The organism is Luteimonas sp. MC1782 (assembly GCF_014164605.1).
In the GTDB taxonomy this organism is placed as follows: domain Bacteria; phylum Pseudomonadota; class Gammaproteobacteria; order Xanthomonadales; family Xanthomonadaceae; genus Luteimonas.
In genome coordinates, this window is sequence record NZ_JACJFT010000001.1 from 1,159,387 (window position 1) to 1,185,345 (window position 25,959).

A 25,959-nucleotide genomic window follows, 5' to 3' on the forward strand; every position below is an offset into this window, starting at 1 on the left:
TTCCTGGAACCCGAGGCCGTGGCCGCGCCCATTCTTGCCAGCCTGCTGCGCGGCATGTCCGAAATCCGACCGGCGCCGCCCGACCGCGTGCGCTTCGCCCTGCGTGCGGCCGGCTGCATGGGCGCGCCGATCCTGGTCGGCTGGATTGCAGGCGACACATCCGCGGGCCTCATGGCCTCGATCGGCGGATTCACCGCGCTGTACGGCGCCGGTCGTGCCTACCTGCACCGTGCCGCGCAGCTGGCGTCGATCGCCGTGGCGTTCGCGCTCGCGACCTGCCTCGGTCTGTGGGCGGCACCCGACATCGCGCCTGTGGTCGCGGTGGTGGCGCTGGTGGCGATGGCCGCCACCTGGATCGGCAACGCGCTGCGCATCGGCCCGCCCGGCGCCTACATGTTCGCGCTGGCCTGCGCCGCGGCGACGTCCATGCCCGCCGGGCACCTGACGCCGCTCACTGCCGGGCTGCTGGTGGGCAGCGGCGGGCTGTTCGCCTGGGTGGTGCACATGTCGGGCGCGCTGTTCGATTTCCGCGGGCCGGAGCGCAAGGCGGTGGCCGCGGCAGGCAAGGCGGTGGCCGCGTACCTGGCCGGCATCGGCACGCCCGGCGAGTCCTCGGCGCGGCAGCAGGCCGCCTTCGTGCTGCAGAACGCGTGGTCGGTGCTGGTCGACCAGCAGCCCGTCCAGGCGCGCGGCAGCGCCACGCTCGGGCGGCTGCGCACCGTCAACCGCGAACTGCACCTGTGCTTCGCCGAAGCGATGGGGGCCGCCAGTCGCGGGCAGGCCCCCGACACGGACCTGATGGTGCGCACCAGCGCACTGCGGGACGCCATGGCAGGCCTGGACGCCGTGGAGGTGACCGCGCACGACGCCGTGCCGCTCGGCCATCCGCGCGCGTCGTCGCGGCTCCGCGAGGCACTGGCACCCGGCTCGGACGCGCAGCGCATCGTGCTGCGCGTCGGCATTGCGGCGGTGGTCGCCGGCACGCTGGGCGCGTGGTTCGCCTTCGAGCGTGCCTACTGGGCAGTGGCGGCCGCGGTGCTGATGCTCCATCAGGGCTTCGACTGGCTGCGCATGCTGCAGCGCAGCCTCGAGCGCCTGCTGGGCACCTGGATCGGCCTCCTGCTCGCCGGCGTTCTGCTCTGGCTGAACCCGCAGGGACTCTGGCTGGTGCTGGCGGTGATGGCGCTGCAGTTCACCATCGAGATGGTGGTGATGCGCAACTACGCGCTGGCGGTGGTGTTCATCACAGCAGCGGCACTCACCATCGCCAGCGGCGGCCGCCCCGTGGAGGCCATCGACAGCTACCTGCTGGCCCGCGGCGTGGACACCCTGGCCGGCTGCGCGGTCGCCCTGGCCGTGTTCCGCGTGCTGCCGCCGCAGGCCGCCAGCACCGCCATCCCCGCGCGCGTCGCCGCCGTGCTGCGCGCGATAGAAGCGTTGATCCCGATCCTCGCCAGCGGTGCGGTCACCACGCCCGCGGCACGCCGGGCGCGCGACCAGGTGCTGCAGGCCAGCTTTGCCGTGGTGCGCGCGCACGAGCAGGGCCTGGCAAGCTCGCGACTCCAGCGCCGTGCCGCCGACGAGGCCTGGCCGACGGTGGCCGCCACCGAGCGCCTCGCCTACCGCGCGCTGTCGGCGTGCTGGGCGCTGGAGCGGCTGGGTGGGGCAGCGGCCGCCGAGTCGGCCGCCGCGATGTTCGATGGCGGTGGCGAAGCACGGCTGCGTGCCGCGCTCGCCACGCTCGCGGGCGCTGCGACCGCAGGCCACGCCACGCCGGCACTGCCACCGCTGCCGCATGTGCTCGAGGCCGAGGTGCAGGGCGTCCGCGCGTGCATGGCCCGGCAGGCCACGCCGTCCGCACCGGCCGCGGCACTCTGACGGCGCGCGACGTCAGCCGCGCCGGTACCAGCGCTCGACCTGCGCCGGCAGCAGCGGCGTGACATCGATCCCGAGCGCCGTGTAGGCATCCAGCACGTCCCGGGCCTGCGCCTGTGCCGGCGTGGATCCGGTGAGGCCATCAAGTTCGTCCACCGACAGCTGTGCGGCGGCCCAGTCGTGCAGCTGGTCGCTGCGTGCGATCAGCGCCTCGCGCAACCACGGGCGCAAGGCATGCACCGTGAAGCCGTCCGCGGCCAGCGCGGCCACCGCCACGTCCAGCTGCGCGCCCGCGCCGCGGTACCACTCGGTATGACCACCCGCCTGGTGCCGCGCGGTCAGGGGCGCCGCCGCGTTGTGGTCGACGAGTCGCCGGCGCAATGCCAGCTCCAGGTCGCGCGCGTCACGCACGGTCTCGGTCTCGACCAGCCAGCCGCGGTCGAGATCGAAGAACTCGAACCAGCGCCGGTGCAACTGCCGCAGGCGGGCAAGGGGATCGCGAGAAAATCCAAGCTTGCACTGGTCCTCCCAGTGGCAGGGAAACACATACAGGTGGCAGCGGCTGGCCATCAGCGCGGCCTCACGCGAAACACCACGCTGATGCGCGCCCCCACCGGACGCGCCGTCTTGGGGATGCCGTGCTCGTGGCTCACCTGCGATGCGTGGCTCATCGCCAGCAAGCTGCCGTGGTGGAGCTCCACGGTGAGTCCTTCGCGCCGGCCCGCCTTGGCGCGGATGCGCATGCGCCGCGGGTCTCCCAGCGACACCAGGGCGATCGGGTGCGAGGGCACCAGGGTGTGCAGCTTGTCGTTGTGCATCGCGACGCTGTCATTGCCGTCGCGGTAGAGGTTGAGGCCCACGCCGGTATACGGCGCCGGCACCTCGGCCTCGACGCGCGCAAGGATCTCCGCCAGCGGCAACACCGGCGGCAAGGCGTCGGTGCGGTAGGAGGCGAGCAGCCGCGGGACGTCGACGATGCGGTCGTACATCGGGCGGCGCTCGCTGTGCCAGTCGGCCTCGCGCTGCAGGGCTTCGAACCAGGCATCGGCGAGATCCGGGGGCACGAAGTCCGGCCAGTAGCGGATGCCGCCTTCGGCGTCGTCAACCAGTACCTGCGGGGGAGAGGCGAACAGGCCCATGCGCCGAGCATGCAGGTGGATCGTCTCACCAAGCGTGACGCGGCAGTCCAGGTTCCGGGTGGCGTGATTGCTCGCTGGCTGGGGGGCTCAGAGCCGGAGGCTGGCGGGCTGTCGGGTTGGTGGGTACTCCGTGGGCTGACCCCCGCCTCTGTGATCGTGGGGTGTTTCCTGGTGGCAGACCGTGGCGGGTGATCTTTATGCCCACTGCGCACCCACCAACCCGCCATGGCGCGCTTCTGGCAGCCGCCAGGAAAAGCCGGCCAGCGCGACGCTTTCCCCCAAGCCGCAGCGCCGGTGGCAGCGGAGGGTGTCCGGGTACGCAGCCGGCCTGAATGGCCCGCGCTGCCGGACCGTCGGGCAGTGCCCGTCCACCTCCCGCACCGGCCATGACCCATGCAGCGGGGACCGGCCGGCGGAGTACCCGTACACCCTCCGCCTCTATCAAGCGAAGGCCTCGGCCAATCAGGGCGAGCGGAACACCAGCGTCGCGTTGGTGCCACCAAAGCCGAAGCTGTTGGACATCACCGTGCGCAGCGCCGCATCGCGGGTTTCGCGGATGATCGGATAGCCCTCGGCGCGCGGATCGAGCGACGTGATGTTGGCCGAAGCCGCCACGAAGCCGTCCTGCAACATGAGCAGGCTGTAGATCGCCTCGTGCACGCTGGCCGCGCCGAGCGAATGCCCCGTCAGCGCCTTGGTGGACGACAGCGGCGGAATGGCATCGCCGAATGCCGCGCGCACCGCCGCGAGCTCCACGATGTCGCCCAGCGGCGTCGATGTGCCGTGCGTGTTGAGGTAGTCGATGGGCCCCACGCCCTGCCCGTCGAACCCCGCCATCGCCATGCGCATGCAACGCGCAGCGCCCTCGCCATTCGGCGCCACCATGTCGGCGCCGTCGGAGGTCACGCCGTAGCCGACCAGCTCCGCGAGGATCCGCGCTCCGCGCGCCACCGCGTGGTCATGATCCTCGAGCACCAGCATGCCGGCGCCCGAACCGATGACGAAGCCGTCGCGCGCCTCGTCGTACGGACGCGACGCCTGTTCGGGCGTCTCGTTGTGGTGCGTGGACAGCGCGCCCATCGCATCGAACTGGCTGGTCATGCCCCAGTGCAGCTCCTCGCCGCCGCCGGCGAACACCACGTCCTGCACACCGTGGCGGATCATGTCGGCCGCCGCACCGATGCAGTGCGCGGAGGTCGCGCATGCCGCCGACAGCGAGTAGCTCACGCCGCGGATGCCGAACGCCGTGGCCAGGTTGGCCGATACCGTCGAGCACATCGTGCGCGGCACCATGTACGGACCGATCTTGCGCACGCCCTTGTTGCGCAGCAGGTCGCCGGTTTCGATCTGCCACTGCGGCGAACCGCCGCCCGAGCCCGCGATCAGGCCGGTGCGCGGATCGCGCACCGCCTCGTCCGACAGGCCGGCATCGGCGATCGCATCGCGCATGGCCACGTACGAATATGCCGCCGCGTCGCCCATGAAGCGCCGCAGCTTGCGGTCGATCGCGGCCTCCAGGTCGATCGTGCAGGTGCCGGCAACGTGGCTGCGCAGGCCGAGCTCGACCTGCTCCGGCACCACGTGCAGGCCGCTGCGGCCCTCGCGCAGGGCGGACGCAACCGTCGCGGTGTCGTTGCCGAGTGGCGACACGATGCCCATTCCGGTGACAACCACGCGCTTCATCAGAAACCCTCCACGGACTGGAACAGGCCGACGCGCAGGCCGTCGGCTTCATAGATCAGGCGGTCATCCACATAGGTGCGGCCATCGGCGATGACCAGCGCCAGGCGGCCACGCATGACCCGCTTCACGTCGATTTCGTAACGCACCACCTTGGCGGCGGGCAGCACCTGGCCGGTGAACTTCACACCGCCGACGCCAAGCGCACGCCCGCGGCCGGGCTCGCCCAGCCACGGCAGGAAGAAGCCGGCCAGCTGCCACATGGCATCCAGGCCCAGGCAGCCCGGCATGACCGGGTCGCCTTCGAAATGGCAGGCGAAGAACCAGAGGTCCGGGCTGATGTCGAGCTCCGCGACGATCTGGCCCTTGCCGAAGCCACCGCCGGTGTCGCTGATATGGGTGATGCGGTCGAACATCAGCATCGGCGGCGAAGGCAGGCGCGCATTGCCGGGGCCGAACATTTCACCGCGGGCGCATTCGAGCAACTGGGATTTATCGAGTGAAGCAGGCCGTGACATGGACTGGACCGTATGGGGAAACCACGTAGTTTGCCTTACTGCACGGATGTCTCGCTGACTGCGGTCAGGAAACGTCAGTGCGCTTGCGTATGGAAACCATCGGAATCGTCCCCTAGTAGCGGTAATCCACCCGCACCCACGCGGTCCGCCCTGGCTCGTTGATGCGCACCGGATCCGCCGGGTAGCCGAAGTCGGCATTGCCGGCGAGGTTCAGGTGTTCGCTGTGGGCGCGATCGAAGGCGTTGTCCACGCCGGCGGTCAGCTGCAGGCTGGCGCTGAACCGGTAGCCGGCATTGAGCGCGAGCGTGGCGAAGCCGCTGCTGGCCTCGAAGTCCTGCCCGACCACGTTGCCGTAGCCCGGTGCCACGCGGTCCTGGCCATCCACCGCCCGCAGCAGCGCGCCGGCCGACCATGTGCCGTTGTCCCAGGCCACGCTGGCGCGCGCCTCCAGCGGCGGCATCTGCGGCAGCGGGCGGCCACTGTCGCGGTCCTCGCCGCGCGCATACGCGAGGCTGCTACCGAACGTCCAGTCCGCCAGCGGCCGATACTCCACGCCCAGCTCCGCGCCGCGGATCTCGGCCGCAATGTTGGAGACCCGGCTCATGCCGTCGTGCATGCCGCCGCTGAGGTAGCGGAACTGGATGAAGTCGTCGACGCGCCCGGCATAGGCCGACACCCAGGCATGCAGTACCTTGCTCCGGTACTGCAGGCCGGCGTCGAACTGGGTGGTCTTCTCGGCGTCCACGCCGGCAAAGGCGTTGGCTGCGCCCATAGGGCCCAGGTCGGCGGAGAACAGCTCCCAGTAGTCGGGCATGCGTTCGGTGTGGCCGAGCCCGGCGAACCACGTCACGGGCGCGTCGACGAGGTCGTGTTCGAAGCGGAGGAAGCCGGCCTTGAGCGTCTCGCTGCGTGTCACGCCCGCAGTGGGGTTGGGCATCGCCACGCCGCCGTGCCCGCCCGACATCGTGCGGCGTGCGTCGCTCGCTTCGGAGCGGTCGATGCGCGCGCCGCCCACCCAGCGGCTGTTGTCGCCGTGGAAGCGTGTGCCTTCGGCAAACGCGCCCAGGCCCTCGAACCGCGCGTCGATGATCCACGGCCGCGCGGTATACGCCCCCCGCCCCATCGCGCTGCGGCGCCGGTGGCGGCTGCGCTGCAGGTCCAGGCCGGTCACCAGTTCGAAGCCATCCCCGCGCCAGGTCGCGGCCGCACGCCCACCGTCGGTGCTGCGTTCCACGTTGGACGCCATCGCCATGGGCATGGGGCCTGCGGGGTTCGGGTCGCGCAGGCTGTAGTTGTCCATCACGTGGTCGGCGACGTTGTGGTACGCGGTCGCCTCCAGCCGCGCCAGGCGCTCGCCGGGGTTGTCCTTCTCGAAGCGCAGGTTGTAGTTGCTGCGCCGGAAGCTGGCGCCATCCATGCCGCGCGTGGCATAGCGTGCCTGGCCGTCACCCGTGCCCACGCCGAGTTCCAGCAGCGTGTCCTCGTCCGGCGTCCAGCCGAATGCGACGTCGGTGTTCCATTTTTTCCACGCCGAGCCGACCGTACGCCCGCTGCCATCCTCGTAATCGCCCGACTCGGAACGGTTGGCGGTCAGCCGCGCGTAGCCGGGGCTTGCGCCGTAGAGGGCGTCCAGCACCTGGTCGTTGCGCCCGAAGCTGCCGCCGAGCGTACTGGCGGAGACCTTGAGTGCCGGGTCGCTGAAGTGCTCGCGGTCGCGTTCGAAGCGCACCGTGCCGGCGGACGCGCCCGGACCCCAGAGCACGGTCTGTGGACCCTTGGTGACCACCAGCCGGTCGTAGGTGTCGGGCGCGATATACGACATCGCGTTGTCCATCCGCGACGGGCACGCGCCGTGCATCGCACCGTCGTTGGTCAGGAGGTTCAGGCGCGAACCGAACATGCCGCGCAGCACCGGGTCGCCGTTGCTGCCGCCGTTGCGCACCGCGGTGAAGCCGGGAATGGTCTTGAGGTAGTCGGCGCCGTCGCTGGCCGGGATCGGCTGGCGTGGGATGCCGGGATCGGTTTCATAGGTCAGCACGGACACCGGCGCGGCGGCGGTGACGACCACGGCGTCGAAATCCACCGTGCGCGGGGTCTCCGCTGACTGGTCGGGACCTGCAAGGAGCGCGGGACTGGCAAGCGCGGCGGCCATGGCCACGAACAGGCAGCAGGGACGGATCAACGGGCAACAGGGGATCGTCATGGCGGGATTCCATGGAGAGAAAAGGCTTCAGGTGCGCGGGGCGGCGGAGGCCGGCGCGCGTGGGCGACAATCAGCCGTAGAGCGGCGGTCCGCGTGAGCCGAGCCCGTTGGGGTGCAGCCAATGCAGGCGGAACCCGGTGCGCCCCTGGAAGGAAGCGGGTGCCGCGTTGGCAACCGGCGACAGCCCCGGGCCCGCGATGGCCGCGGCGGAAGCCAGCAGCGCGCAGTAGTGGCAGTCCTGGCCCGCGACCACGGGGAGATCGGACGCGTCGCGGTCGTGGTCCCGCGCGCCGGCGGCGCGGTGATCCGCATCGTGCGCGGCGTGGTGCGCGGCATGCGCGCTGTCGTCGGGAAGCGCCGCCTGCAGCAGGCGTCCCGCGGTGGGCACCAGCAGCAAGAGCAGCATTGCCGCCAGTCCGACCCGGGCCATCCAACGCTGCACTGCACGACGTTTCATGATGGTGGCCATTATCCGTGCCACGCCGGGCGCAACCCTGATGCAGGTCAAGGGCATCCATACTGGTCCGCATCTTCGTGCGCGGATCCCGGTGCGCGCTGCGCGGTGCGCGCCATCGCACGAAGGGGTCATCGGCCAGTCACACCGTGTGCGACGGCGCCGCCGACAATGGGCGCATGCAACCGATGATCGAACTCCACCCCCGGGCCGAGGCACTCAGCGGCCTCGGCCTTCCCGCGATCCCCTATCCAGTCGCGCTGCCTGCGTTCCAGGCGGCCGTCGCCAACGATGGTTCGCTGCCACTGGCGGACATGCTGCACGGGCTGCAGCTGCGCGCGGCCGACGGCAATGCCAACCACCAGCGCCTGGAACCGGCCATGGCACGGCTCGCCGAACTGCTCGCAGCGGCCGACGCAGCTGACGTGGGCAGCGTGGCGCGCGACCACTGGTGGCTCGAATTCGGCCCGGTGGACCTGGATGGCGCGATCATCACCGTGCAGCGCGGCGCGTCACTGCTTGCGGCGATCGCGCCGCGCAGCGACGGCAGGCTGCGCGTCGCCACCTATCGTCCGCTGGATGCCCGCGCCGCCGGCATGCTGCTCGCGCTCGCCACCGGCAACGGCTGGCAGCGCGCGCTGGACGCGGCTGCCGGCGTGGGCGAACACTTCGGCGGCGGCGTGGAAGGCGCGACCCACATCGCCTACTGGGAAGCGGGCATCGGCATCGGCCCTGACGGCAGCGTGCTGCCCGAATGGCGCGAGCAGCGCACGCGGGCGCTGCGCAACGCCGCGCATGTCGTGGCAGAGCTCGATACCTGCCACGCCTTCGGGCTCCACGCCACGCGCTGACCCCTACTGCGCCTTCAGCGCGCGCTCGATATCTTCCAGCGGCGCGTTGGTGAGCGTCTTGCCGATCTCGGCGATGAGGCGCTGCTGCACTTCCTTGTGGAGCAGCGGCCTGATGCGCCCGAGCGTCGTGGGATCCGCGATCAGCACCAGGTGCCCGTACTGCTGCTTCAGCGCGCCCTCGTTGAGGGCAAGGGCCAGCTGCTTGCTGAACGTGGCCTCGTCGACCTGGCTGGCGGTCGACTCGTTCGGCATGCTGCCCGAGGGCCCGTCGTCGTCCATGTTCATCAGTTCCATCACGTCGAACTGCTGCAGCGCCGGCGCGCGCTCATCGCCGCGGTTGCGGAATACGCGCGCGCCTTCTCCGTCGGCGACGACCACCAGGGTGTCTGCGGGGACCAGGGTCATGTGGAACTCCATTCGAAAGGTGGCTCCACCTTCCGGCAATGGCGATCAACACCGCGTGACCCGCGACCGCGCAGGTGTGACGGAGCGTTGACGCCGTGACCACTAACGTACGCGTCCAGGGAGAACCCATGCCGCCAAGCCTCATGCCAGCACCGCCAGTCGACCTTGCCGACGAGCCACGCCAGTTCGCCCTGCTGGTGAATTCAGTCACCGACTACGCGATCTACATGCTGGACGCGGAGGGATACGTGCGCACGTGGAATCCCGGGGGCACCCGCATCAAGGGATACCAGCCGGAACAGGTCATCGGCACGCACTTCAGCCGGTTCTACACCGAGGAGGAAGCGCGCGCGGGCGTGCCACAACGCAACCTGCACACCGCGGCCGCGGAAGGGCGATTTTCCGCCGACGGCTGGCGGGTGCGACGTGATGGCACGCAGTTCATGGCAAGCGTGGTGATCGATCCGATCTGGAGCGGCGACGCGCTCATCGGCTTCGCCAAGATCACCCGCGACATCACCGAACGGTTCGAGTCCGAGCAACGCTTGCAGGCCACGCAGCAGGCACTGTTGCAGTCACAGAAGCTGGAGGCCATCGGCCTGCTTACCCTCGGCCTGGCGCACGACTTCAACAACCTGCTGACCGTGGTCATCAACAGCCTGGATGTCATCGGCGGGCGCTCGGAGGACCCGAGGATCACGCGCGTGCTGGAGACGGCCATGCGCGCCTCGGACCGCGGCGTGCTGCTGACCCGGCAACTGCTGACGTTCGGGCGCGGGCAGGCGCTGGTGGCCGAATCACTCGACATCAACGCGCTGCTCGTCGCCAACCGCGAGCTGCTGGCCCGTGCGGCCACCGAGCTTGTGGACCTCGGCTTCGAGCTGGCCCCGGGCCTGCCGAAGGTGGAGATCGACCGCGGCCAGTTGGAAGCATCGATCCTCAACCTGGTGAGCAACAGCCGGGATGCCATGCCCGGCGGTGGGCGCATCCGCGTTTCGACCTCGGCCCGGCGCGCACGGCTGCCCGCGGAGCCGGCCGGGGACGAACGGCTGTTCGTCTGCACGGAGGTGTGCGACAACGGCTGCGGCATCGCGCCGGATGACCAGTCGCGTGTGTTCGAGCCCTTCTTCACCACCAAGGACGTCGGCCGCGGCAGTGGCCTGGGATTGAGCCAGGTGTTCGGCTTCGCGTCCCAGTCCGGTGGCTTCACCGAATTGACCAGCACCCCTGGCGGCGGCACCACCGTCGCCATTTACCTGCCCGCCTGCGAGAACCCTTGATGCCTTCTTCCCGCCTGTTGCTCGTCGAAGACGAGGACGACCTCCGCTTCCTGATCTGCGATGCGCTTTCCGACCTCGGCTATGACGTCACCACGGCGTCCAATGGCCTTGAGGCGATCGCCGAACTCAATGGCGACGCGCGCTTCGACCATGTGATCACCGACGTCAGCATGCCGCACGGCGTCTCGGGCCTCGAAGTGGCCGCGGAGGCCGCGAAGGTGCAGCCCCAGGCCAGGCTCGTGCTGGTGTCCGGCTATCAGCGTTCGCAGCTGCCTCCGATTCCGGAAGGCACGCGCTTCCTGCCCAAGCCGTATCGCATCCATCAGCTGCTCGGCGTGCTGGAGGACGAGGCCGGTTAGGCAACGGCATGCATGACCCGCGGGACGCCGCGACCCACCCCCCCGGGCGCGAAAGCGTAGAATGCAACAATCCGCATGCGCGGAACTCCGGGCGTCAGATGCAACCCCAGGTGCACCAGGTGGACAGTGTGCTGCGCCGCATCGCGGCCGAGGGCAGCGGCATGGACGCCCTGGCGGCGCGCACGGAGGCCCTGTGGACCGACGTGGCGCGCGCCCTTGTTCCCATCATCGGCCAGCGCGGCATGTCAGCACTGTACGAGCGCGCCCTGCACCTCGCCGCCAGGCAACACCACTGGCTCGCGCAGGCGCTCGGCCTGGATGGCGAGCCGGCGGTCTTCTCGTCGCTCGCCCGCGTGGCGTCCGAACACGCGGTGGACGACGCGATCGCGGCGATCGCCACCCTCTTTGAAACCTTCGACCACCTGCTGGTCACCTTGATTGGCGCATCGCTCACCGAGCGCTTGCTGCAGCCGATATGGGACGTCCCGTCCGCCGGCACCACCCGACAGGACACTGCCCGATGAACAGCCAGATCGCCACCATCCGACGCCTGGCCACCGGCGTGAAAGGCCTCGACTACATCCTCGGCGGCGGCATTCCGGAATTCTCCTTCAACCTGATCGCCGGATCGCCGGGCGCGGGCAAGACCACGCTCGCGCACCAGCTGATGTTCGCGATGGCCACGCCGGAACGGCCGGCGCTGTATTTCACCGTGCTCGGCGAACCGGCGCTGAAGATGCTGCGCTACCAGCAGCAGTTTGAATTCTTCGATGCGGGTCGGATCAACGCGTCGATCCGCTTCATCAACCTTGCCGACGACACCGCCAACGGCGACCTCGACAAGGTGCTGGCGCGCATCGTCGACGAGGTGCGTACCCACGCGCCCGGTTTCGTGTTCGTGGATTCGTTCCGTTCGGTGATCCTTGCCAGCCAGGGCAATGGCGACACCTTCCTGACGCTGCAGGAGTTCATCCAGCAACTGGGCATCCTGCTGACCAGCTGGGAGGCCACCACGTTCCTGCTGGGCGAATACTTCCGCGACAACGACCCCAACCCGATCTTCACCGTGGCCGACGGCCTGATCTGGCTGCGCCAGAGCGCGGAGCGCAACTCGGTGGTGCGCAAGCTGGAGATCGTGAAGATGCGCGGGCAGCCGACCCTGCCCGGGCTGCACACGTTCCGCATCACCCAGGCCGGGCTGCAGGTGTTTCCACCGCCACGGGTCGCGCCCATCACGCGCGACAGCGCGGTTCCGGCGCTGCAGGACCGCCTCAGCGTGGGCGTCCCCGGCCTGGACGAGATGCTGGGCGGCGGGCTGCCGCGCGGGTATTCGCTGCTGGTGGCCGGGCCTTCGGGCTCGGGCAAGAGCATCCTCGCCTCGGCGTTCCTGGCCGAGGGCGCGCGCCAGGGCGAGACGGGCGTGATCGCGGCCTTCGAGCAGCGTTCCCGGCAATCGCGCGGCGCGGCGATCTCGGGCCTGATCGAGGACGGCCGTGTCGGCGTGATCGACTCCCGCGCCACCACGCTGTCGGTGGACGAGATCGCCATGCGGCTGATCGACGAAGTGCAGCGGCTGAAAGCGACGCGCGTGGTCATCGATTCGCTGTCGGGCTTCGAACTCGCGCTCGCCCCGACGTTCCGCGAGGACTTCCGCGAGTCGCTGTCGCGACTGGTCTCGGCGCTTGCCGACACCGGTGCCACGGTGCTGATGACCTCCGAACTCGAGGACCGCTACAACCAGCTCAGCTTCAGTCCGTATGGCACGGCGTTCCTCACCGACGCGATCATCGTGCAGCGCTACATCGAGGTGGAAAGTCGCCTGGAGCGCGTGCTCGCGGTAGTCAAGGTCCGCGGCAGCGCGCACTCGCACGACCTGCGCCTGTTCGACATCGACGAGCACGGCCTGCAGCTGGGTCCGCGCCTGGCCGGCTACGAGGGCCTGCTGGGAGGCCGCCCGACGCGGACGATCGAGGCCGTACCCGCGGGCGCGCCGCGGCAATGATCGCGACACCGCCCGGAGGTGAGAGGGTGACCGGGCCGGAGTGTGCTGCGCAAGGCGTAGCGGCGGCGGCCAAGTCGCTGGCCGCACTGGAGGCGCACGCCGTGCTGCTGCGCGCGGAGGTCGCCGGGCTCGAAGGTGTGCTTGCCAAACTGCGTGCCCGCGGGCCAACGGGCAACGGGGATGACCTGCGTGAAGCCAACGGCCAACTGGTGCTCGCCGCCTTGCGGGCACAGGCGGTCGCCGAGGCGGCCGAGCGCCATCGTGACGAGGCAACCCGCGCGGGCCAGCGTGATCCCCTGACCGGGCTCCCCAACCGGGCCTCGATGCACAATCGACTGCATCTTTCCCTGGCCTCCGCCCATCGGCGCGGAACGCACGTCGCGGTGCTGTTCATCGACATCGACCGTTTCAAGCAGATCAACGACAGCTTTGGCCATCCCGTCGGCGACCGCGTGCTGCAAATCCTGGCGCGCCGCCTGGAGGCGAATCTCCGCGAAAACGACGCCGTGGGGCGCTATGGCGGCGAGGAATTCCTGGTGCTGCTCGACGACCTCGCCACCACCGACGACGTTCCAGGCATCGTGGAGACCGTGCAGGGCGTGCTGGCGCAGCCCGAGACCATCGCGGGTCACGGGATCGAGCTGTCCGCCAGCATCGGGATCGCCTTCTACCCCGACGACGCCACCGACGCGGCCGCGCTCATCGCGTGCGCGGATGCGGCGATGTATCGCGCCAAGCGGCGCGGACCGGGGGGCTACGAGTTCTGCCACGACATCGAACGCGACACCGCCGGTGCGCCGATCATCAACGCGGATGCCGTCGGCCTGCCCGCGGACCCTCGCCTCCCCGGCCACGCCGGCAGCCGGGCGCGGCAGGAGGCCCTGCAGGAAGCCAACGGCCTGCTGGTGGCCTCCGCCCTGCTCGCCCAGGCGCAGCAAACGCTGGCGGTCGACGCACATGCCCGGGCGCTCGGTTCGATGGCGACGGCCGCGCATGAACTGCGCAACCCGCTCACCCCGATCAGGCTGGCGGCCGGCATGCTCGGCGGTGCGCGCGACGACCTGGTGCGGTTCACCCGGCTCCGCGACATCATCGAAGCCGAGGTCGTCCACATCGCCCGGCTGGTCGACGACCTCGTCGACGGCTCGCGGGTGGTCAGCGGAAAACTCCGCCTCGAATGCGCGGACATCGAGCTGACCGCGGTGCTCGAGACCGCGGTGCTGACCTGCCGGCCTGTGATCGAGTCGCGGCAGCAGCAGCTGCTGGTCGACCTGCCAGCCGGCGATGCGATGCCCCTGCACGCCGACCATACCCGTCTCGTGCAGGTGTTCACCAACCTGCTCGACAACGCATCGAAGTACACACCAGAGGGTGGTCGCATCCGCCTGGTGGCGGCGTGTTCCTCCGACGCGCTTACCGTGACCGTCCACGACAACGGCATCGGCATACCGGCCGACGCCCTGCCCCACATCTTCGACATCTTCGTGCAGGATGCTGCCGCAGCCGCGCTGCGCCCCGGAGGGCTGGGCATCGGCCTGGCGATCGTCCGCGAACTCGTCGAATCCCACGGCGGCACGGTGGTCGGAAGCAGCAGCGGCACGGGACTGGGGAGCACGTTCACGGTCACCTTGCCGTCCCGCGATGATCCCGCGGGGCAGACCGCTACGGCGTGACCCGCCCGGCAGCGGCAAACGTGGCCAGCTGCCGCCGCACCGCGGCGCGCAATTCCTCCAGTGCGTAGGGCTTGCGCAATACCGGGATCTCGAGCGCCCGCGCTTCGTCGGCTGCAATCTCGGCGAACCCGCTCGTCAGCAGCACCGGCAGCCCGGGCCTGCGGCGATGGATCTCGCGCGCGAGCTCGATGCCGCTGGTGCCGCCGGGCATCATGATGTCCGAGAACACCAGGTCGATCCTGCGTCCGTCGGCAAGCGCGCCCAGCGCCGCCTTGGCGCTCTGCGCGTGCACCACGTCGTAGCCGATGACGCGCAGCATCTCCTCGACCAGGCTGGCCACCTCGGCATCGTCCTCGACCAGCAGCACGCGGTGGTCGGGCGATGATGCATCGCCCGCGGTGTCCGGCGCGCTGCCGACGGCTGCAGCCACGGGCTGTCGCGAGCGCGGCAACAGCAGCGTGATCGCGGTGCCCTGCCCGACCACCGAGTCGATCTCCACGCGCCCGCCGGACTGCTTGGCGACACCGTAGACCTGTGCAAGCCCGAGTCCGGACCCTTTGCCGACGTCCTTGGTGGTGAAGAACGGTTCGAACACGCGCGCTTTCACCGCCTCCGACATGCCGGCGCCGGTGTCGCGCACCACCAGGCGCACCAGCTCGGTCGCAGCGCCGTTGCCGGCGTCTACCACGTTCTCGCCGGTGATGGTGATCCGGCCACTGCCGTCCATCGCATCGCGCGCGTTGACGGCGAGGTTCAGGATCGCCAACTCGAACTCCCCGGCGTCAACGAACACCGGCCACAGGCCCGGGTCCAGCCGCACGTCCACGTCGACATCGCCGCGCAGGCTGCGGTCGAGCAGCTCGCGCATGTCGCCGATCAGCCTGGCCAGGTCGATGCTCTCGGGCCGCAGCGCATGGCTGCGCGAGAAAGTCAGCAACTGTCGCGTCAGCGCCGAGCCACGTCCGGAGGCCTGGCGCATCGCCGTCATGAAACGCTGCCGGCGCTCCGGATCCTGCTGCCGCTCCAGCATGTCCAGCCCTGCGGTGATCACCATCAGCAGGTTGTTGAAGTCGTGCGCCACGCCGCCGGTCAACTGGCCAAGCGCTTCCATCTTCTGTGCATGCCGCAGCGAGTGCTCGATGCGCGCACGTTCGGCCATTTCTTCGCGCAGCCGGGCATTGAGCGCGCGGAGTTCCATGGTGCGTGCCTGCACCTGCTCCTCCAGCGTGGCCGCGGCCACGGCGCGTGCCTCGAGCAGCGCGCGGATCTCCTGCTGCCGCTTGCGCGCACGCAAGGCCGCCTGCACCACGCTCACCAGGGTGATGGGCTGCACCGGCCGCTCGATCAGCGCCACGTTGCCGAGGCGCTCGATCTGCTGCTGGCGCCACGCGCCCGCACTCGGGTGGTCGCGCCGGCCGGTGAGCATCACGAACGGCAGGTCCGACCACGGCGGCTGGTCCTGGATCCACCCGGACAGTACGTCCAGCGGCTGGCCGATCAGTCCTTCCTCCGCCACGAACACCGCGGCGGCGGCATCCAGCGCGGCGACGAGGGTCGCGTAATCCGCGCATATCCGCGTGGCGATGCCCGCGCGCTGCAGCAGGTCGCATGCGGCCGTCGCGTCGCGCCCGGTGGGGGCAAAGACCAGGACCGGAGATCCGGCCGCCTCACTCCGGGGCACGGGCGTTACCAGGCAACAGGGGCTCGCTGCCGCCGGTGTAGGTAGGCATACCGGACAGCACGCCACTGAAGTCCGTCAGTGGCTGTCCCACCAGCACGCCGTGCCTGCCCAGCTGGAACTCGCGGATCGTCTGCTCGTGGAAGCCGCTGCGTTTCTTCACCACAGACAATGCCCGCCGCACCACGCCGGCATGCTCGAAGTAACGCAGCATCACCACCGCATCGCTCAGGTAGCTGATGTCCAGCGGTGCCTCGACCGGGCCGACCATGCCGTGCTGGGCGAGCACGAGGATGGTCACCACGCCCTGCTGGGCAAGGTAGGTCAGCAGTTCGTGCATCTGCAGGATCAGGAAACGCCCGTCCGGCATGGCGTTGAGATAGCCGTTGAGGCTGTCGATCACCACCATCCGCGCGCCGTCGCGCTCCACGCGCCGGCGCACGATGGCCGCGAATTCGCCGGGTGACATCTCGGCCGGATCGATCTGCTGGAAGAGCACCAGGCCATCGTCGATCGCCGAAGCCAGGTCGAGCCCGAGCGCCCTGGAGCGCGCTTCGATGGTGCCGCGCCCCTCGTCGAAGGCGAAGATCGCGCTGCGCTCGCCGCGCTGCGCGGCGCTGATGGCGTAGGTCAGCGCCAGCGAGGACTTGCCCACGCCGGCGGCACCGATCAGCAAGGCATTGGTGCCGCGTTCCAGGCCACCGCCCAGCAGCTTGTCCAGCTCGCCGTTGCCGCTGGGCGTGAAGTCGCTCGAGAACTCGGCCTGGTGATCGGAGGCGACCAGCCGTGGATAGACCTCGATGCCGCCCTTCACGATCTTCATGTCGTGGTAGCCGCCACGGAACTCGATGCCGCGCATCTTGATCACGCGCAGCCGGCGGCGCTCCGCGCCGTAGTCGATGGCCAACTGCTCCAGCAACACCACGCCGTGCGAGATCGAGTGCAACTGCAGGTCGTTCTGCTGCGAGGTCATGTCGTCCAGCAGCACCACCGTGCAGTTGCGGTTGGCGAAGAACTGCTTGAGCGCGAGCACCTGGCGCCGGTAGCGCAGCGAACTCTGCGCCAGCAGGCGCAGCTCCGACAGGCTGTCGATGACCAGCCGGACCGGATTCACCGTGCTCACCTGTTCAAGGATCAGGCGCGTGGTCTCGCCGAGCTCGAGCTCCGCGGGGTGCAGCAGGGTGATCTCCTGGCTCTGGTCGAGCATCGCCTCCGACGGCACCAGTTCCACGATGTCCACCCCGGCCAGGTTCCAGCCATGGCGCCGGGCCACGAGCTGCAGTTCGCGCTCGGTTTCGGACAGGGTGATGTACAGCACGCGCTCCCCGCGTCGCGCGCCGTCGAGCAGGAACTGCAGGGCCAGGGTGGTCTTGCCTGCCCCGGGGCGACCCTCGTAGAGGTACATCCGGTCGGCATCCAGCCCACCGCCGAGGATGTCGTCGAGGCCCGTGTTGCCGGTGGAGATGCGCGCGTCGTCGCGGTCTGGGGAAGCTTCTGCATGTGCCATTGACTGGGGCCCCGGTGTGCGGATTCCGTGTGTGCCGGACTATGAACAGGCAGGTGTGAAAGCCGTATCGACCATGAGGGTGGCGCGTTTGCACCGGTTCACGCTTGTCGACAGGCGGTGAATCCGCCCGCCCGGACCCGGCGCCGGCCGCGGCCGCACCGCGTAAGATGCGGCGGGGATTCCCCTGAATGGACACACGGCATGCAGAGCGGGCTGGCGGACTTCATCGAACAACGTGCCGAATCCATCATCGAGCAGGCCATCGAGTTCGCGAAGTCGATCGAGGTGGACACGCCGCTCGACCATGTGACCTTGCGCGACCACCTGCCCGAGATCATCCAGGCCATCGTCAGCGACCTGCGCACGGCGCAGACGCGCGCCGAGGAGATCGCCAAGTCCGAAGGCAACGCGCCGATGCCGGCGGAACACTCGCGGTCGGCGGCCGCCACCCACGCGCTGCACCGTGCGCACAGCGGGTTCAGCATCTCGAGCCTGGTTGCCGAGTACCGCGCGATGCGCGCGTCGGTGCTGCGGGCCTGGGCGGCGGATACCCCGGGGCAACCCGAAGCCACCCGCGAGATCGCCCGGTTCAACGAGGCGATCGACGAGGCCATTGCCGAGTCGGTGAGCCATTACGCCGACGAGGTGGAGCGCTGGCGCAGCATCTTCCTGGGCGTGCTGGGCCACGACCTGCGCACCCCGCTGACCTCGATCATGATGACCGCGGAACAGATCGCGGGCATGGCCGGCGATGCCGCGCTGGACAAGGCCGCGCAACGCCTGATCCGCAGCGGCGAGAGCATGAACCTGCTGCTCGACAAACTGCTGGTCTACAACCGCTCGCAGTTCGGGATCGGCTTCCAGGTGCAGAAGGAGCACGTGGACCTTGCGCACGCCTGCCGCGACGAGATCGACCAGCTGAAGACGGCGATGCCGGCCGCGCGCATCGAGTTCGAAGCCCCGGACGCGCTGCACGGCATGTTCGACGCCGGCAGCATCCGCGAGGCCATGGCCAATCTGGTGGTGAATGCCAGGAAGTACGGCACTGACGGCGGTGTGATCCGGGTCGTCCTCCGCGAGCACGACGACGGCGTCGAGCTTTGCGTTGCCAATGCCGGCAGGCCGATCCCGCGCGAGACCCTCGAGCTGATGTTCGAACCGCTGCGGCGCGGTGGCCTGTCGGGTGGCGAGCTGGAGCAGGCAAGTCTCGGGCTGGGCCTGTTCATCGTCAGCCAGATCGTGAAGGCCCATGCCGGCACCATCCATGCCGCATCCGACGATGGCACCACGACGTTCATACTGCGGCTGCCACGCGGCCTGCCGCGGTAACGGCGACGCGGGACTCGCGCACATAGAGAGGCCCCGCAAGCGGGGCCTCGTGGTTGCTGCGCGTTGGCTGGTTCAGCCGGCGCGGTTGCTCAGCGGCCGTCGCCGTCCGCATCGCCCGGCATGGCGCGCTCGACGCGGTGCCAGGCGGCACGGGTGGCGTGCTTGGCGTCGTTCCACTCGAGGCGCGAATTGCCCTTGGCCTGCTCGTATTCCGAGCGCAGGTTGTTCTCGACCTGGTCGAAGCTCTGGCCGGCATAGCGCGAACGGGCTTCGTAGCCGGTGCGATACGCGGGCTGGTAGTCCTCGTAGCCATACTGCTTGTTGGCGTACGGCTCGTTGGCGTAGTTGTCGCGCCAGTAGGCGTCTTCGACCGTCGGGTTCACCGCTTCGCCGACCGCCTTGCCGCCCAGGCCGCCCGCCACCGCGCCCACGGCGGCGCCAACCACGGTACCGATCGGACCCGCCACCGAACCGACCGCTGCGCCGGTGAGGCCGCCAGCAGCAGCGCCTACGCCAGTGCCAACAGGATGCGCACCGGGGGTGCCGGTGATCGGGTCGCGGTTGGCGTCATGCTTCTCGTTGCTCATGTTTTGCTCCTGATGGGGGTCGGCTGGTTGCCGGACGCCAAGATGCAACGCGGCGCGTGAGGCGAATGTGTTCCGGCGTACCCTGTCCGCGCCCTGTAGCTGTACGGTTCACGGATGTGGAGGACGTGTGGTGGAGATGCTGAAATACCTGGCCGGTTACCCGCCACAGTTGCAGGCGCAGGTGCGCACGTTGATCGCGCAACAAAGGCTTGGCGATGTGCTCGCGCATAAATACACGGAGCCGCATTCAGTGCGCAGCGACGGGCAGTTGTATGACTACGTGCAGGCGCTCAAGGAGCGCCACCTGCGCAAGTCGGTACCGCTCGGCAAGGTGCTCTACGACGGCAGGCTGCAGGTGATGAAGCACGCGCTTGGCACGCACACCGCCATCTCGCGCGTGCAGGGCGGGCGGCTGAAGGCCAGCCGCGAGTTGCGCGTGGCCAGCGTGTTCCGTGATGCGCCAGCGGCGTTCCTGCGCATGATCGTGGTGCATGAACTCGCGCACCTGAAGGAATACGAGCACAACAAGGCCTTCTACCAGCTGTGCACGCACATGGAGCCGGACTACCACCAGCTGGAGTTCGACATGCGCCTCTACCTCACCCACCTCGACGCCACGCGCGGCTGAGCGCGACGCCGGCGGCGCTGCCGCTACAGGTTGGATGCGTCCGGCGGCACGTCGGGTGCCAGCGGTGCCGCGCCCGCGGTGATGGTGTTGTTCGGCGGGCACTGCGCGCCCACGGTGTACGAGGTCATCGACAACGACCCGTATGCCGGGCCTTCCACCAGCACGTCGGCACCCTTGCCCGATGCCGCCGCGATGCCCGCGAGATACAGCAGCGGCAGGAAGTGTTCCGCCGTGGGTGCGGACGCCGCGTAGTCGGCGTGCGTGACCAGCCCCGCGGCATCGCCCGGGCGTTCGGCCATCAGCTGCAGCGCATCGCCATCGAAACGCCGGTTCCAGTCGAACGCGGCATCCGGCTGCTTCCAGTCCATCGCCCGCAGGTTGTGCACCACGTTGCCGCTGCCCAGCACCAGGATGCCGCGCGCGCGCAGCGCCGCCAGCTTCGCGCCAAGCGCGACATGGAACTCGGCCGGCTTCTGCGCATTGATCGACAGCTGCACCACCGGGATGTCGGCGTCCGGGAAGGCATGCACCAGCACCGACCAGGTGCCGTGGTCCAGACCCCAGACATCGGTGTCGGCGCCGACGAAGTCGGGCTTCGCGACATCCGCCACCTCTTCCGCGAGCTCCGGCAGGCCGGGCGCCGGGTACTGCACATCGAACAGCGCCTGCGGAAAGCCGAAGAAGTCGTGGATGGTGCGCGGTCGCGGCATCGCCGTGACCGCGGTGGCGTTGACGTACCAGTGCGCCGATACCACGAGGATCGCGCGGGGCCGCGGCACTGAAGCGCCGAACGCGCGCCAGGCTTCGGTGTAGCGGTTTCGTTCGAGCGCATTCATCGGGCTGCCGTGGCCGAGGAAGGCGGCGGGCATCAGGGGCGCTGCGGACATGGCGGGCTCGCTCCAGGAAGGCCGGATCACCGGAGTCTATGCCTCCGCCAGGCGCATGCGCAGGAACGCCAGCACTTCGTCGCGCGCCACGGTGGTCGGCTCGTCCGCGGCGTCGATGAGGTGCGCGGTCAGCACGCTGTGCGGGCTGCCAACGACATGCTTGAAGAACGGTGGAGGTTCGGGATTGGCTGCCGTGTCGGGCAGCACGCGGGCGATGAAGCGTGGCCCGAGTGCCGACTGGTAGGCGGCGAAGCGCTCGGCGCGGCAATGACGATCGCCCTCGAAACGGTAGGCCAGCACCGTCAGGTCGTCGCGCTCCAGACGCGCGCGGACCGCGTCGAGTTCCGCGGGGCTGCTTTCAACGCCGGCCGTGTCATCCAGCGGCAGCGATGGTTGTGCCAGCACCGGCGCCAGCATCACCGGCTCCAGCATCATCGACAGCGCGAAGTTGCCGGTGAAGAACATGCCGATCGCGCCGACGCCGGGACCGCCGCATTCGTCCAGTGCCTGTCGCGCCAGCGCGCGCAGCCATGCCGTGACCGGACTTGCGCCCTTGCCCGCCAGCGCATGGAACTCGGCGCTGACGCAGGCCCGGCGCATGATGGCCAAGCCCTCCTCCGCCTGCGGCAAGGCGCCGTCGGTTCCAAACAGCGACGGGATGTAGACGGTGAAGCCGGCATCGCGCACCCAGCGGGCGAAGCGCGCCACGTGCGGGCTGATGCCGGGCATTTCCGCCATGACGATGACCGCGGGGCCGGCGCCTGCGACGAAGACGCGCTTGGCGATGCCATCCAGCGTGTACGTGCGTGCCTCGAAGTCCTGCAGGGCATCGTCCTGTGGCGGGCAGTCGTCGATCGGCATCGTGGGTCCTTCGCGCGGTGGCGGTTGGTGGGTGTCCGGGCGCATTGGACCCTGGACGGCGTCGCCAGCGCAGTGTCCAATGCGACATCTTCCGGGCGGAAACGGACATGAAGGATTTCGAGATCCTGGTGCTCGAGGGCGCCTATCCGAGCAGCGTCGCCATGAGCCGCGACATCCTCGATGCCGCCGCGCGGATGGCGGCGATGCGCGGCACGCCGGTGCCGACCTGGGGTCTGTACTCGATCGGCGGAGGCCGGGTGTCGCTGCGCGATGGCATCAGCGTGGAGACGACGCGACTGCCGCCGCGCAGGCCGGGGTCACGCGCGATCTGCGTCATCCCCGGGCTAGGCGCGGATCCGCAGGAGGTGCTGGCGCAGATGCGCACGCCCGATGGTCTTGCGATCGCGCGCCGCCTTGCCCGGCATGTCGCGATCGGGGGCCAGGTGGCCGCCTCGTGCTCCGCTGTCTTCGTGCTGCATGCCGCAGGGCTGCTCGATGGCCGCCGGGTGACGACCACCTGGTGGCTGGCCCCCGCCCTCGCCCGCCTGGCGCCCACCACCACGGTCGACGCGGACCGCATGGTCTGCGCCGATGGCCCGGTGGTCACCGCCGGCGCGGCGTCCGCGCACGCGGACCTGATGTTGCACCTGCTGCGCGAACGCTTCGGCCCGCGGCTGAGCGAACAGGTGTCGAAGATGCTGCTGCTGGAGCCACGGCATTCGCAGTCCACGTTCGTGGTGCCCGAGGTGCTCGCGAGCGGTCACGCCCTGGTGGCGCGACTGACGGAGCGCCTCGAGAAGTCACTGCCCGACGTACCACCGGTGTCCGCGCTGGCGCGCGAGCTGTGCGTGTCCGAACGCACCCTGGCGCGCCATGTGCGGCACGCCACCGGCAAGAGCACCAGCAGCCTGGTGCAAAGCGTGAAGATGCGCCGCGCACGCGCCCTGCTAGAGAACAGCCGGATGACAATCGATCAGATCGCGGCGGCGGTCGGATACCAGGACGCGACTGCGCTGCGGCGACTGGTGCGCAAGGCCGCGGGCGTCAGCCCCGCGCATTTCCGCGCGGCGGCGAGTGTGGGCCGGTAACAGCGCTAGCGCGCGAGGCGCTCGCGCACCGCGTCTTCCAGCCCGCGCAGCCCCCAGCGCCGTCCTTCCTCCACCGCGGCATCCGCGTCCGCGCCATGCAGCCATGCCGCCCGCAGCGCCGCCAGTGCGCCAACGCGGTTGCCGCTGGCGCAGTGCACGAGCGTCGGCCCGTCGGCGGCCCTCAGCAGCTGGTCGAGGGCCACCACGGCCTCGCGGTCCAGGTCATCGGGGCCGGCGATGGGCAGGTTGTCGTAACCCATGCCGGCGGCGCGCACGGCGCCGGCCTCGTCGAAGCCGGGCGTCTCCGAATCCGGGGTCAGGTCGATCACGTGGCGGATGCCCGCCGCGCGCAGCGCGGGCAGGTCGTCGGCGGTGATGCGGCCGCCGGCGCGGATGCCTTCGGCGGGGCTGGTGAAGCGATCGAGCAGTGGCGATTGCATGGTGACCTCGTCTTGCGTCTGGGATGCCGGCGCTGGCTCAGTCGTGGCGCAGCTGGAAAGCGCGAGGGCCAGGGCTATCGGCAGCGCGGTTGTGAACGGGAGCATGCGGGATCGTGCAGGCATGGCGGGCTCCATCGTGGTGCGGCGCGGGTTCGCGAAGAAGATGGCAATCATGCTCCTGTCGAGCGCATGCGTGCAGGACCATCGGCTGTCATTGCGAATTTCGGCAACCCTCGCTCTGGCAGGTCACCGGTTCCAGGCAGCTGCTCCCCTGAACCTGCAACTCCAGGCTCTCGGGAATACCCTCTCAACACGCCGGGCGTCAGTTCGCCGTGACCGGCCTGCGAAACTTGCGATCAGGCGCCGGTGCGCCCTGCCAGCGGCACGCCATCGCCGCAATATGCAGCGTGCAGCGCCTCGAGCACGCCCAGGGCGGGACCATCGGCGAGCGAGTAGTGGATCGACTGGCCTTCGCGCCGGGTGTGCACCAGTGGCATCTCCCGCAGCACGGCCAGGTGCTGCGACAGCGCCGACGGGCTGAGCCCGGTGGCCGGCTGCAGCTCACCCACGGTACGTTCGCCCTCCACCAACTGGCACAGCACCAGCAGGCGGGCGGGATGGGCGAGGGCCTTCAGCAGGCCGGCCGCCTCGCCGGCGTGGGCGGCCATGACTGAGGCCATTGGCTCCGGGCTGGTCGGCCTGGTGGTGGACCTCGGCATTGGCGCGGGACTCGCTTGACAGGGATGGGGCGCGGTCATACTTTAGACTTCACTAAACAATATTGGAAGCCCGCGATGAATCCGCTGGTGGAGAGCTTCTACGACCCGGCCACATCCACGTTCTCGCACGTGGTCTACGACCGTGACGGCGGGCATGCCGCCATCGTCGATCCGGTGATGGACTACGACCCGGCCACCGCGCGCACGTCGTTCGATTCGGCGCAGCGGCTGCTCGACTTCGTCGGGCAGCACCGCTTAGCCGTCGACTGGATCCTCGAGACCCATGCACATGCCGACCACCTCACGGCCGCCGCCTGGCTGCGCGAACGAACCGGCGCGAAGATCGCCATCGGCCGCGGCATCACCGGGGTGCAGGCGCGCTTCAAGGCGGTCTTCAACCTGGAGGACGGGTTCGCAGCGGACGGTCGCCAGTTCGACCGGCTGTTCGACGAGGGCGACACCTTCGCCATCGGCGACCTGCCGGGCCGGGTGGTCGCCACCCCCGGCCACACCGGCGACAGCCTGACCTACGTGGTCGGCGATGCCGCCTTCGTGGGCGACACGGTGTTCGCGCCCGACACCGGCACCGCGCGCGCCGACTTCCCCGGCGGCGACGCGGCCACGCTGTATCGATCGATCCGCCGCCGGCTGTTCGAGCTGCCCGACGACACCCGCGTCTTCCTCTGCCACGACTATCCGCCCGACGGCCGCGAGGCGCGTGCGGAGACCACGATCGCCGCCCAGCGCGAGCGCAACGTGCATCTGGCCGGCGACGTCGGCGAGGACGCCTACGTGCGCATGCGCAACGAACGCGACGCGGGACTCGCCGCGCCGAAGCTGATCCTGCCCGCGCTGCAGGTCAACATCCGCGGTGGAGAGCTGCCGCCGCCGGAGGCCAACGGCGTGCGCTACCTGCGGCTGCCGGTCAACCGGTTCGGGGGTGGATCATGACGACGACGTGGCTCATGGCGCTGGCCGGCGGCGTGCTGATCGGACTGGCCGCCACGCTGCTGCTGTGGCTCAACGGGCGTGTTGCCGGCGTCAGCGGCATCCTCGCCGGCGTGGTGTTCCCGCGGCGCGGCGAGGTGGCGTGGCGCGTCGCCTTCCTCGCCGGACTGGTCCTGGCGGGCGGCGCGTCGATCACGCTGCTGCCGGACATGGCGACGCCGCGCGAAGGGTTTTCGCCGCTGCTGCTGGTGGCGGCGGGGCTGCTGGTGGGCTTTGGCACCAGCCTCGGCAACGGCTGCACCAGCGGGCATGGTGTGTGTGGCCTGGGTCGGCTGTCGCTGCGCTCACTGGTCGCGGTGCTCACCTTCATGGCCACCGCGGTGGCCACGACCTGGGTGGTGCGCCACGCGGGAGGCTGGGCATGAAGCGCTTCATCGCCGCGGCCTTCGCATCGGGTGCGCTGTTCGGACTGGGCCTGGCGTTCTCGGGCATGACGGACGCGCGCCGCATCCTCGGCTTCCTCGACGTGGCCGGCAACTTCGATCCCACGCTCGCCTTCGTGCTCGGCGGCGCGGTGGCCACGACGTTGCTCCTGTTCCGCCCGGTGTTGCGGCGCGGGCGCCCGCTGTTCGCGGACGACTTTCGCCTGTCGGAACTGCGCCACGTCGATGCGCGCCTGCTGACCGGCGCGGCGCTGTTCGGGATGGGCTGGGGCCTGGCCGGCTATTGCCCCGGCCCGGCGCTGGCGGGCCTCGGCGTCGGCTCGGTGGAAGCGCTCTGGTTCGTGCCGGCGATGGTCGTGGGGATCGTGCTGCAGCGGGTGTTCGCCCGGGGCTGAGCACGCCTGC

27 protein-coding genes are annotated in these 25,959 nt (G+C 69.8%); 13 read left to right on the forward strand and 14 right to left on the reverse strand.

What is annotated here, in order from left to right; translation table 11 throughout:
* The first annotated feature begins 18 nt into the window (after positions 1-18).
* Positions 19-1,878 carry an FUSC family protein gene (locus tag H5368_RS13595; RefSeq protein ID WP_182822119.1) on the forward strand — a complete coding sequence of 620 codons (1,860 nt, stop codon included), beginning with the start codon at positions 19-21 and terminating at the stop codon, positions 1,876-1,878.
* 12 nt (positions 1,879-1,890) lie between these two features.
* Here H5368_RS13595 and H5368_RS05450 read toward each other — a convergent pair whose 3' ends face one another.
* The 6 genes from H5368_RS05450 to H5368_RS05475 all read right to left on the reverse strand — a co-directional run bounded on the left by H5368_RS05450 (position 1,891) and on the right by H5368_RS05475 (position 7,884).
* A complete protein-coding gene (locus tag H5368_RS05450) occupies positions 1,891-2,445 on the reverse strand; it encodes a GIY-YIG nuclease family protein (protein WP_182822122.1) in 555 nt (184 codons plus the stop codon).
* Positions 2,445-3,014 (reverse strand): alpha-ketoglutarate-dependent dioxygenase AlkB, encoded by a 570-nt coding sequence (locus H5368_RS05455; RefSeq protein WP_182822125.1) that lies wholly within the window; start codon positions 3,012-3,014, stop codon positions 2,445-2,447. The genes H5368_RS05450 and H5368_RS05455 overlap by 1 nt, the downstream gene beginning before the upstream one ends.
* A 462-nt stretch (positions 3,015-3,476) precedes the next feature.
* Positions 3,477-4,697, reverse strand: a complete 1,221-nt coding sequence (gene fabB, locus H5368_RS05460; protein ID WP_182822127.1) for a beta-ketoacyl-ACP synthase I — start codon at positions 4,695-4,697, stop codon at positions 3,477-3,479.
* Positions 4,697-5,212 (reverse strand): 3-hydroxyacyl-[acyl-carrier-protein] dehydratase FabA, encoded by a 516-nt coding sequence (gene fabA, locus H5368_RS05465; RefSeq protein ID WP_182822129.1) that lies wholly within the window; start codon positions 5,210-5,212, stop codon positions 4,697-4,699. Before fabA ends, fabB begins: the two co-directional genes overlap by 1 nt.
* Positions 5,213-5,324: 112 nt before the next feature.
* Entirely contained in the window at positions 5,325-7,415 is a 2,091-nt protein-coding gene (locus tag H5368_RS05470) for a TonB-dependent copper receptor (RefSeq protein WP_255486354.1), read from the reverse strand.
* A 70-nt stretch (positions 7,416-7,485) separates the two neighbouring features.
* Entirely contained in the window at positions 7,486-7,884 is a 399-nt protein-coding gene (locus H5368_RS05475; protein ID WP_182822132.1) for a DUF2946 family protein, read from the reverse strand.
* Positions 7,885-8,048: 164 nt separating this feature from the next.
* Here H5368_RS05475 and H5368_RS05480 point away from each other — a divergent pair, with 164 nt between their 5' ends.
* Positions 8,049-8,720, forward strand: a complete 672-nt coding sequence (locus H5368_RS05480) for a hypothetical protein (protein WP_182822151.1) — start codon at positions 8,049-8,051, stop codon at positions 8,718-8,720.
* 3 nt (positions 8,721-8,723) lie between these two features.
* Here the strand turns inward: H5368_RS05480 and H5368_RS05485 are convergent, their stop codons facing one another.
* Complete coding sequence (locus H5368_RS05485) at positions 8,724-9,125, reverse strand: host attachment family protein (RefSeq protein WP_182822153.1); 402 nt, start codon at positions 9,123-9,125, stop codon at positions 8,724-8,726.
* A 143-nt stretch (positions 9,126-9,268) separates the two neighbouring features.
* Between H5368_RS05485 and H5368_RS05490 the strand changes: the two genes are divergently transcribed.
* From H5368_RS05490 to H5368_RS13575, 5 genes are all read left to right on the forward strand, one after another.
* Complete coding sequence (locus tag H5368_RS05490) at positions 9,269-10,405, forward strand: PAS domain-containing sensor histidine kinase (protein WP_305067758.1); 1,137 nt, start codon at positions 9,269-9,271, stop codon at positions 10,403-10,405.
* Complete coding sequence (locus H5368_RS05495) at positions 10,405-10,764, forward strand: response regulator (protein WP_182822158.1); 360 nt, start codon at positions 10,405-10,407, stop codon at positions 10,762-10,764. The genes H5368_RS05490 and H5368_RS05495 overlap by 1 nt, the downstream gene beginning before the upstream one ends.
* Positions 10,765-10,892: 128 nt before the next feature.
* Positions 10,893-11,288 (forward strand): hypothetical protein, encoded by a 396-nt coding sequence (locus H5368_RS05500; protein WP_182822160.1) that lies wholly within the window; start codon positions 10,893-10,895, stop codon positions 11,286-11,288.
* On the forward strand, positions 11,285-12,766 hold the full coding sequence (locus H5368_RS05505; protein WP_182822162.1) for an ATPase domain-containing protein: 1,482 nt from the start codon (positions 11,285-11,287) through the stop codon (positions 12,764-12,766). Before H5368_RS05500 ends, H5368_RS05505 begins: the two co-directional genes overlap by 4 nt.
* Before the next feature lie 26 nt (positions 12,767-12,792).
* Positions 12,793-14,439, forward strand: a complete 1,647-nt coding sequence (locus tag H5368_RS13575) for a diguanylate cyclase (protein WP_182822173.1) — start codon at positions 12,793-12,795, stop codon at positions 14,437-14,439.
* On the opposite strand, the gene H5368_RS05515 is transcribed toward H5368_RS13575, so the two are convergent.
* Complete coding sequence (locus H5368_RS05515) at positions 14,429-16,120, reverse strand: ATP-binding protein (protein ID WP_182822175.1); 1,692 nt, start codon at positions 16,118-16,120, stop codon at positions 14,429-14,431. The two genes, H5368_RS13575 and H5368_RS05515, sit on opposite strands and share 11 nt — an antisense overlap.
* Positions 16,107-17,624 carry an ATPase domain-containing protein gene (locus H5368_RS05520; RefSeq protein ID WP_182822177.1) on the reverse strand — a complete coding sequence of 506 codons (1,518 nt, stop codon included), beginning with the start codon at positions 17,622-17,624 and terminating at the stop codon, positions 16,107-16,109. Before H5368_RS05520 ends, H5368_RS05515 begins: the two co-directional genes overlap by 14 nt.
* Positions 17,625-17,825: 201 nt before the next feature.
* Between H5368_RS05520 and H5368_RS05525 the strand changes: the two genes are divergently transcribed.
* Positions 17,826-18,953, forward strand: a complete 1,128-nt coding sequence (locus tag H5368_RS05525) for a sensor histidine kinase (protein ID WP_182822179.1) — start codon at positions 17,826-17,828, stop codon at positions 18,951-18,953.
* An 89-nt stretch (positions 18,954-19,042) separates the two neighbouring features.
* On the opposite strand, the gene H5368_RS05530 is transcribed toward H5368_RS05525, so the two are convergent.
* Positions 19,043-19,540, reverse strand: coding sequence for a glycine zipper domain-containing protein (locus H5368_RS05530; protein ID WP_182822182.1), 498 nt, complete (start codon positions 19,538-19,540; stop codon positions 19,043-19,045).
* A gap of 130 nt (positions 19,541-19,670) precedes the next feature.
* Here H5368_RS05530 and H5368_RS05535 point away from each other — a divergent pair, with 130 nt between their 5' ends.
* Positions 19,671-20,168: a M48 family metallopeptidase gene (locus tag H5368_RS05535; RefSeq protein ID WP_182822183.1), complete on the forward strand. Its 498-nt coding sequence runs from the start codon at positions 19,671-19,673 to the stop codon at positions 20,166-20,168.
* 23 nt (positions 20,169-20,191) lie between these two features.
* On the opposite strand, the gene ygiD is transcribed toward H5368_RS05535, so the two are convergent.
* Both ygiD and H5368_RS05545 read right to left on the reverse strand, forming a co-directional pair.
* The gene (gene ygiD, locus H5368_RS05540; RefSeq protein WP_220486502.1) at positions 20,192-21,055 is read right to left on the reverse strand and encodes a 4,5-DOPA dioxygenase extradiol; all 864 of its coding nucleotides are present in this window, start codon (positions 21,053-21,055) and stop codon (positions 20,192-20,194) included.
* 36 nt (positions 21,056-21,091) lie between these two features.
* Entirely contained in the window at positions 21,092-21,916 is an 825-nt protein-coding gene (locus H5368_RS05545; protein WP_182822185.1) for a dienelactone hydrolase family protein, read from the reverse strand.
* 107 nt (positions 21,917-22,023) lie between these two features.
* Between H5368_RS05545 and H5368_RS05550 the strand changes: the two genes are divergently transcribed.
* Positions 22,024-23,004, forward strand: a complete 981-nt coding sequence (locus H5368_RS05550) for a helix-turn-helix domain-containing protein (protein ID WP_182822187.1) — start codon at positions 22,024-22,026, stop codon at positions 23,002-23,004.
* 5 nt (positions 23,005-23,009) lie between these two features.
* Here H5368_RS05550 and H5368_RS05555 read toward each other — a convergent pair whose 3' ends face one another.
* Both H5368_RS05555 and H5368_RS05560 read right to left on the reverse strand, forming a co-directional pair.
* Positions 23,010-23,444 carry a sulfur transferase domain-containing protein gene (locus H5368_RS05555; protein ID WP_182822189.1) on the reverse strand — a complete coding sequence of 145 codons (435 nt, stop codon included), beginning with the start codon at positions 23,442-23,444 and terminating at the stop codon, positions 23,010-23,012.
* A gap of 356 nt (positions 23,445-23,800) precedes the next feature.
* Positions 23,801-24,112, reverse strand: a complete 312-nt coding sequence (locus H5368_RS05560; RefSeq protein WP_182822191.1) for a metalloregulator ArsR/SmtB family transcription factor — start codon at positions 24,110-24,112, stop codon at positions 23,801-23,803.
* A 126-nt stretch (positions 24,113-24,238) separates the two neighbouring features.
* Here H5368_RS05560 and H5368_RS05565 point away from each other — a divergent pair, with 126 nt between their 5' ends.
* The 3 genes from H5368_RS05565 to H5368_RS05575 are packed head-to-tail and all read left to right on the forward strand — an operon-like array spanning position 24,239 to position 25,949.
* A complete protein-coding gene (locus tag H5368_RS05565; protein ID WP_182822193.1) occupies positions 24,239-25,114 on the forward strand; it encodes an MBL fold metallo-hydrolase in 876 nt (291 codons plus the stop codon).
* Complete coding sequence (locus H5368_RS05570; RefSeq protein ID WP_182822195.1) at positions 25,111-25,536, forward strand: YeeE/YedE thiosulfate transporter family protein; 426 nt, start codon at positions 25,111-25,113, stop codon at positions 25,534-25,536. Before H5368_RS05565 ends, H5368_RS05570 begins: the two co-directional genes overlap by 4 nt.
* The gene (locus tag H5368_RS05575; RefSeq protein ID WP_182822197.1) at positions 25,533-25,949 is read left to right on the forward strand and encodes a DUF6691 family protein; all 417 of its coding nucleotides are present in this window, start codon (positions 25,533-25,535) and stop codon (positions 25,947-25,949) included. Before H5368_RS05570 ends, H5368_RS05575 begins: the two co-directional genes overlap by 4 nt.
* Positions 25,950-25,959: the final 10 nt, after the last annotated feature.

Bases quoted from the DNA above. Each gene is read 5' to 3' on its own strand.
- H5368_RS05450 (WP_182822122.1), bottom strand. From the start codon at position 2,445: ATGGCCAGCCGCTGCCACCTGTATGTGTTTCCCTGCCACTGGGAGGAC.
- H5368_RS05485 (WP_182822153.1), bottom strand. From the start codon at position 9,125: ATGACCCTGGTCCCCGCAGACACCCTGGTGGTCGTCGCCGACGGAGAA.
- H5368_RS05545 (WP_182822185.1), bottom strand. From the start codon at position 21,916: ATGCCGATCGACGACTGCCCGCCACAGGACGATGCCCTGCAGGACTTC.
- H5368_RS05470 (WP_255486354.1), bottom strand. From the start codon at position 7,415: ATGACGATCCCCTGTTGCCCGTTGATCCGTCCCTGCTGCCTGTTCGTG.
- H5368_RS05505 (WP_182822162.1), top strand. From the start codon at position 11,285: ATGAACAGCCAGATCGCCACCATCCGACGCCTGGCCACCGGCGTGAAA.
- H5368_RS05520 (WP_182822177.1), bottom strand. From the start codon at position 17,624: ATGGCACATGCAGAAGCTTCCCCAGACCGCGACGACGCGCGCATCTCC.
- H5368_RS05480 (WP_182822151.1), top strand. From the start codon at position 8,049: ATGCAACCGATGATCGAACTCCACCCCCGGGCCGAGGCACTCAGCGGC.
- H5368_RS05565 (WP_182822193.1), top strand. From the start codon at position 24,239: ATGAATCCGCTGGTGGAGAGCTTCTACGACCCGGCCACATCCACGTTC.
- H5368_RS05575 (WP_182822197.1), top strand. From the start codon at position 25,533: ATGAAGCGCTTCATCGCCGCGGCCTTCGCATCGGGTGCGCTGTTCGGA.
- fabA (WP_182822129.1), bottom strand. From the start codon at position 5,212: ATGTCACGGCCTGCTTCACTCGATAAATCCCAGTTGCTCGAATGCGCC.
- H5368_RS05550 (WP_182822187.1), top strand. From the start codon at position 22,024: ATGAAGGATTTCGAGATCCTGGTGCTCGAGGGCGCCTATCCGAGCAGC.
- H5368_RS05530 (WP_182822182.1), bottom strand. From the start codon at position 19,540: ATGAGCAACGAGAAGCATGACGCCAACCGCGACCCGATCACCGGCACC.
- H5368_RS05560 (WP_182822191.1), bottom strand. From the start codon at position 24,112: ATGGCCGCCCACGCCGGCGAGGCGGCCGGCCTGCTGAAGGCCCTCGCC.
- H5368_RS05555 (WP_182822189.1), bottom strand. From the start codon at position 23,444: ATGCAATCGCCACTGCTCGATCGCTTCACCAGCCCCGCCGAAGGCATC.
- H5368_RS05570 (WP_182822195.1), top strand. From the start codon at position 25,111: ATGACGACGACGTGGCTCATGGCGCTGGCCGGCGGCGTGCTGATCGGA.
- H5368_RS05495 (WP_182822158.1), top strand. From the start codon at position 10,405: ATGCCTTCTTCCCGCCTGTTGCTCGTCGAAGACGAGGACGACCTCCGC.
- H5368_RS05525 (WP_182822179.1), top strand. From the start codon at position 17,826: ATGCAGAGCGGGCTGGCGGACTTCATCGAACAACGTGCCGAATCCATC.
- H5368_RS05455 (WP_182822125.1), bottom strand. From the start codon at position 3,014: ATGGGCCTGTTCGCCTCTCCCCCGCAGGTACTGGTTGACGACGCCGAA.
- ygiD (WP_220486502.1), bottom strand. From the start codon at position 21,055: ATGTCCGCAGCGCCCCTGATGCCCGCCGCCTTCCTCGGCCACGGCAGC.
- H5368_RS05490 (WP_305067758.1), top strand. From the start codon at position 9,269: ATGCCAGCACCGCCAGTCGACCTTGCCGACGAGCCACGCCAGTTCGCC.
- fabB (WP_182822127.1), bottom strand. From the start codon at position 4,697: ATGAAGCGCGTGGTTGTCACCGGAATGGGCATCGTGTCGCCACTCGGC.
- H5368_RS05475 (WP_182822132.1), bottom strand. From the start codon at position 7,884: ATGGCCACCATCATGAAACGTCGTGCAGTGCAGCGTTGGATGGCCCGG.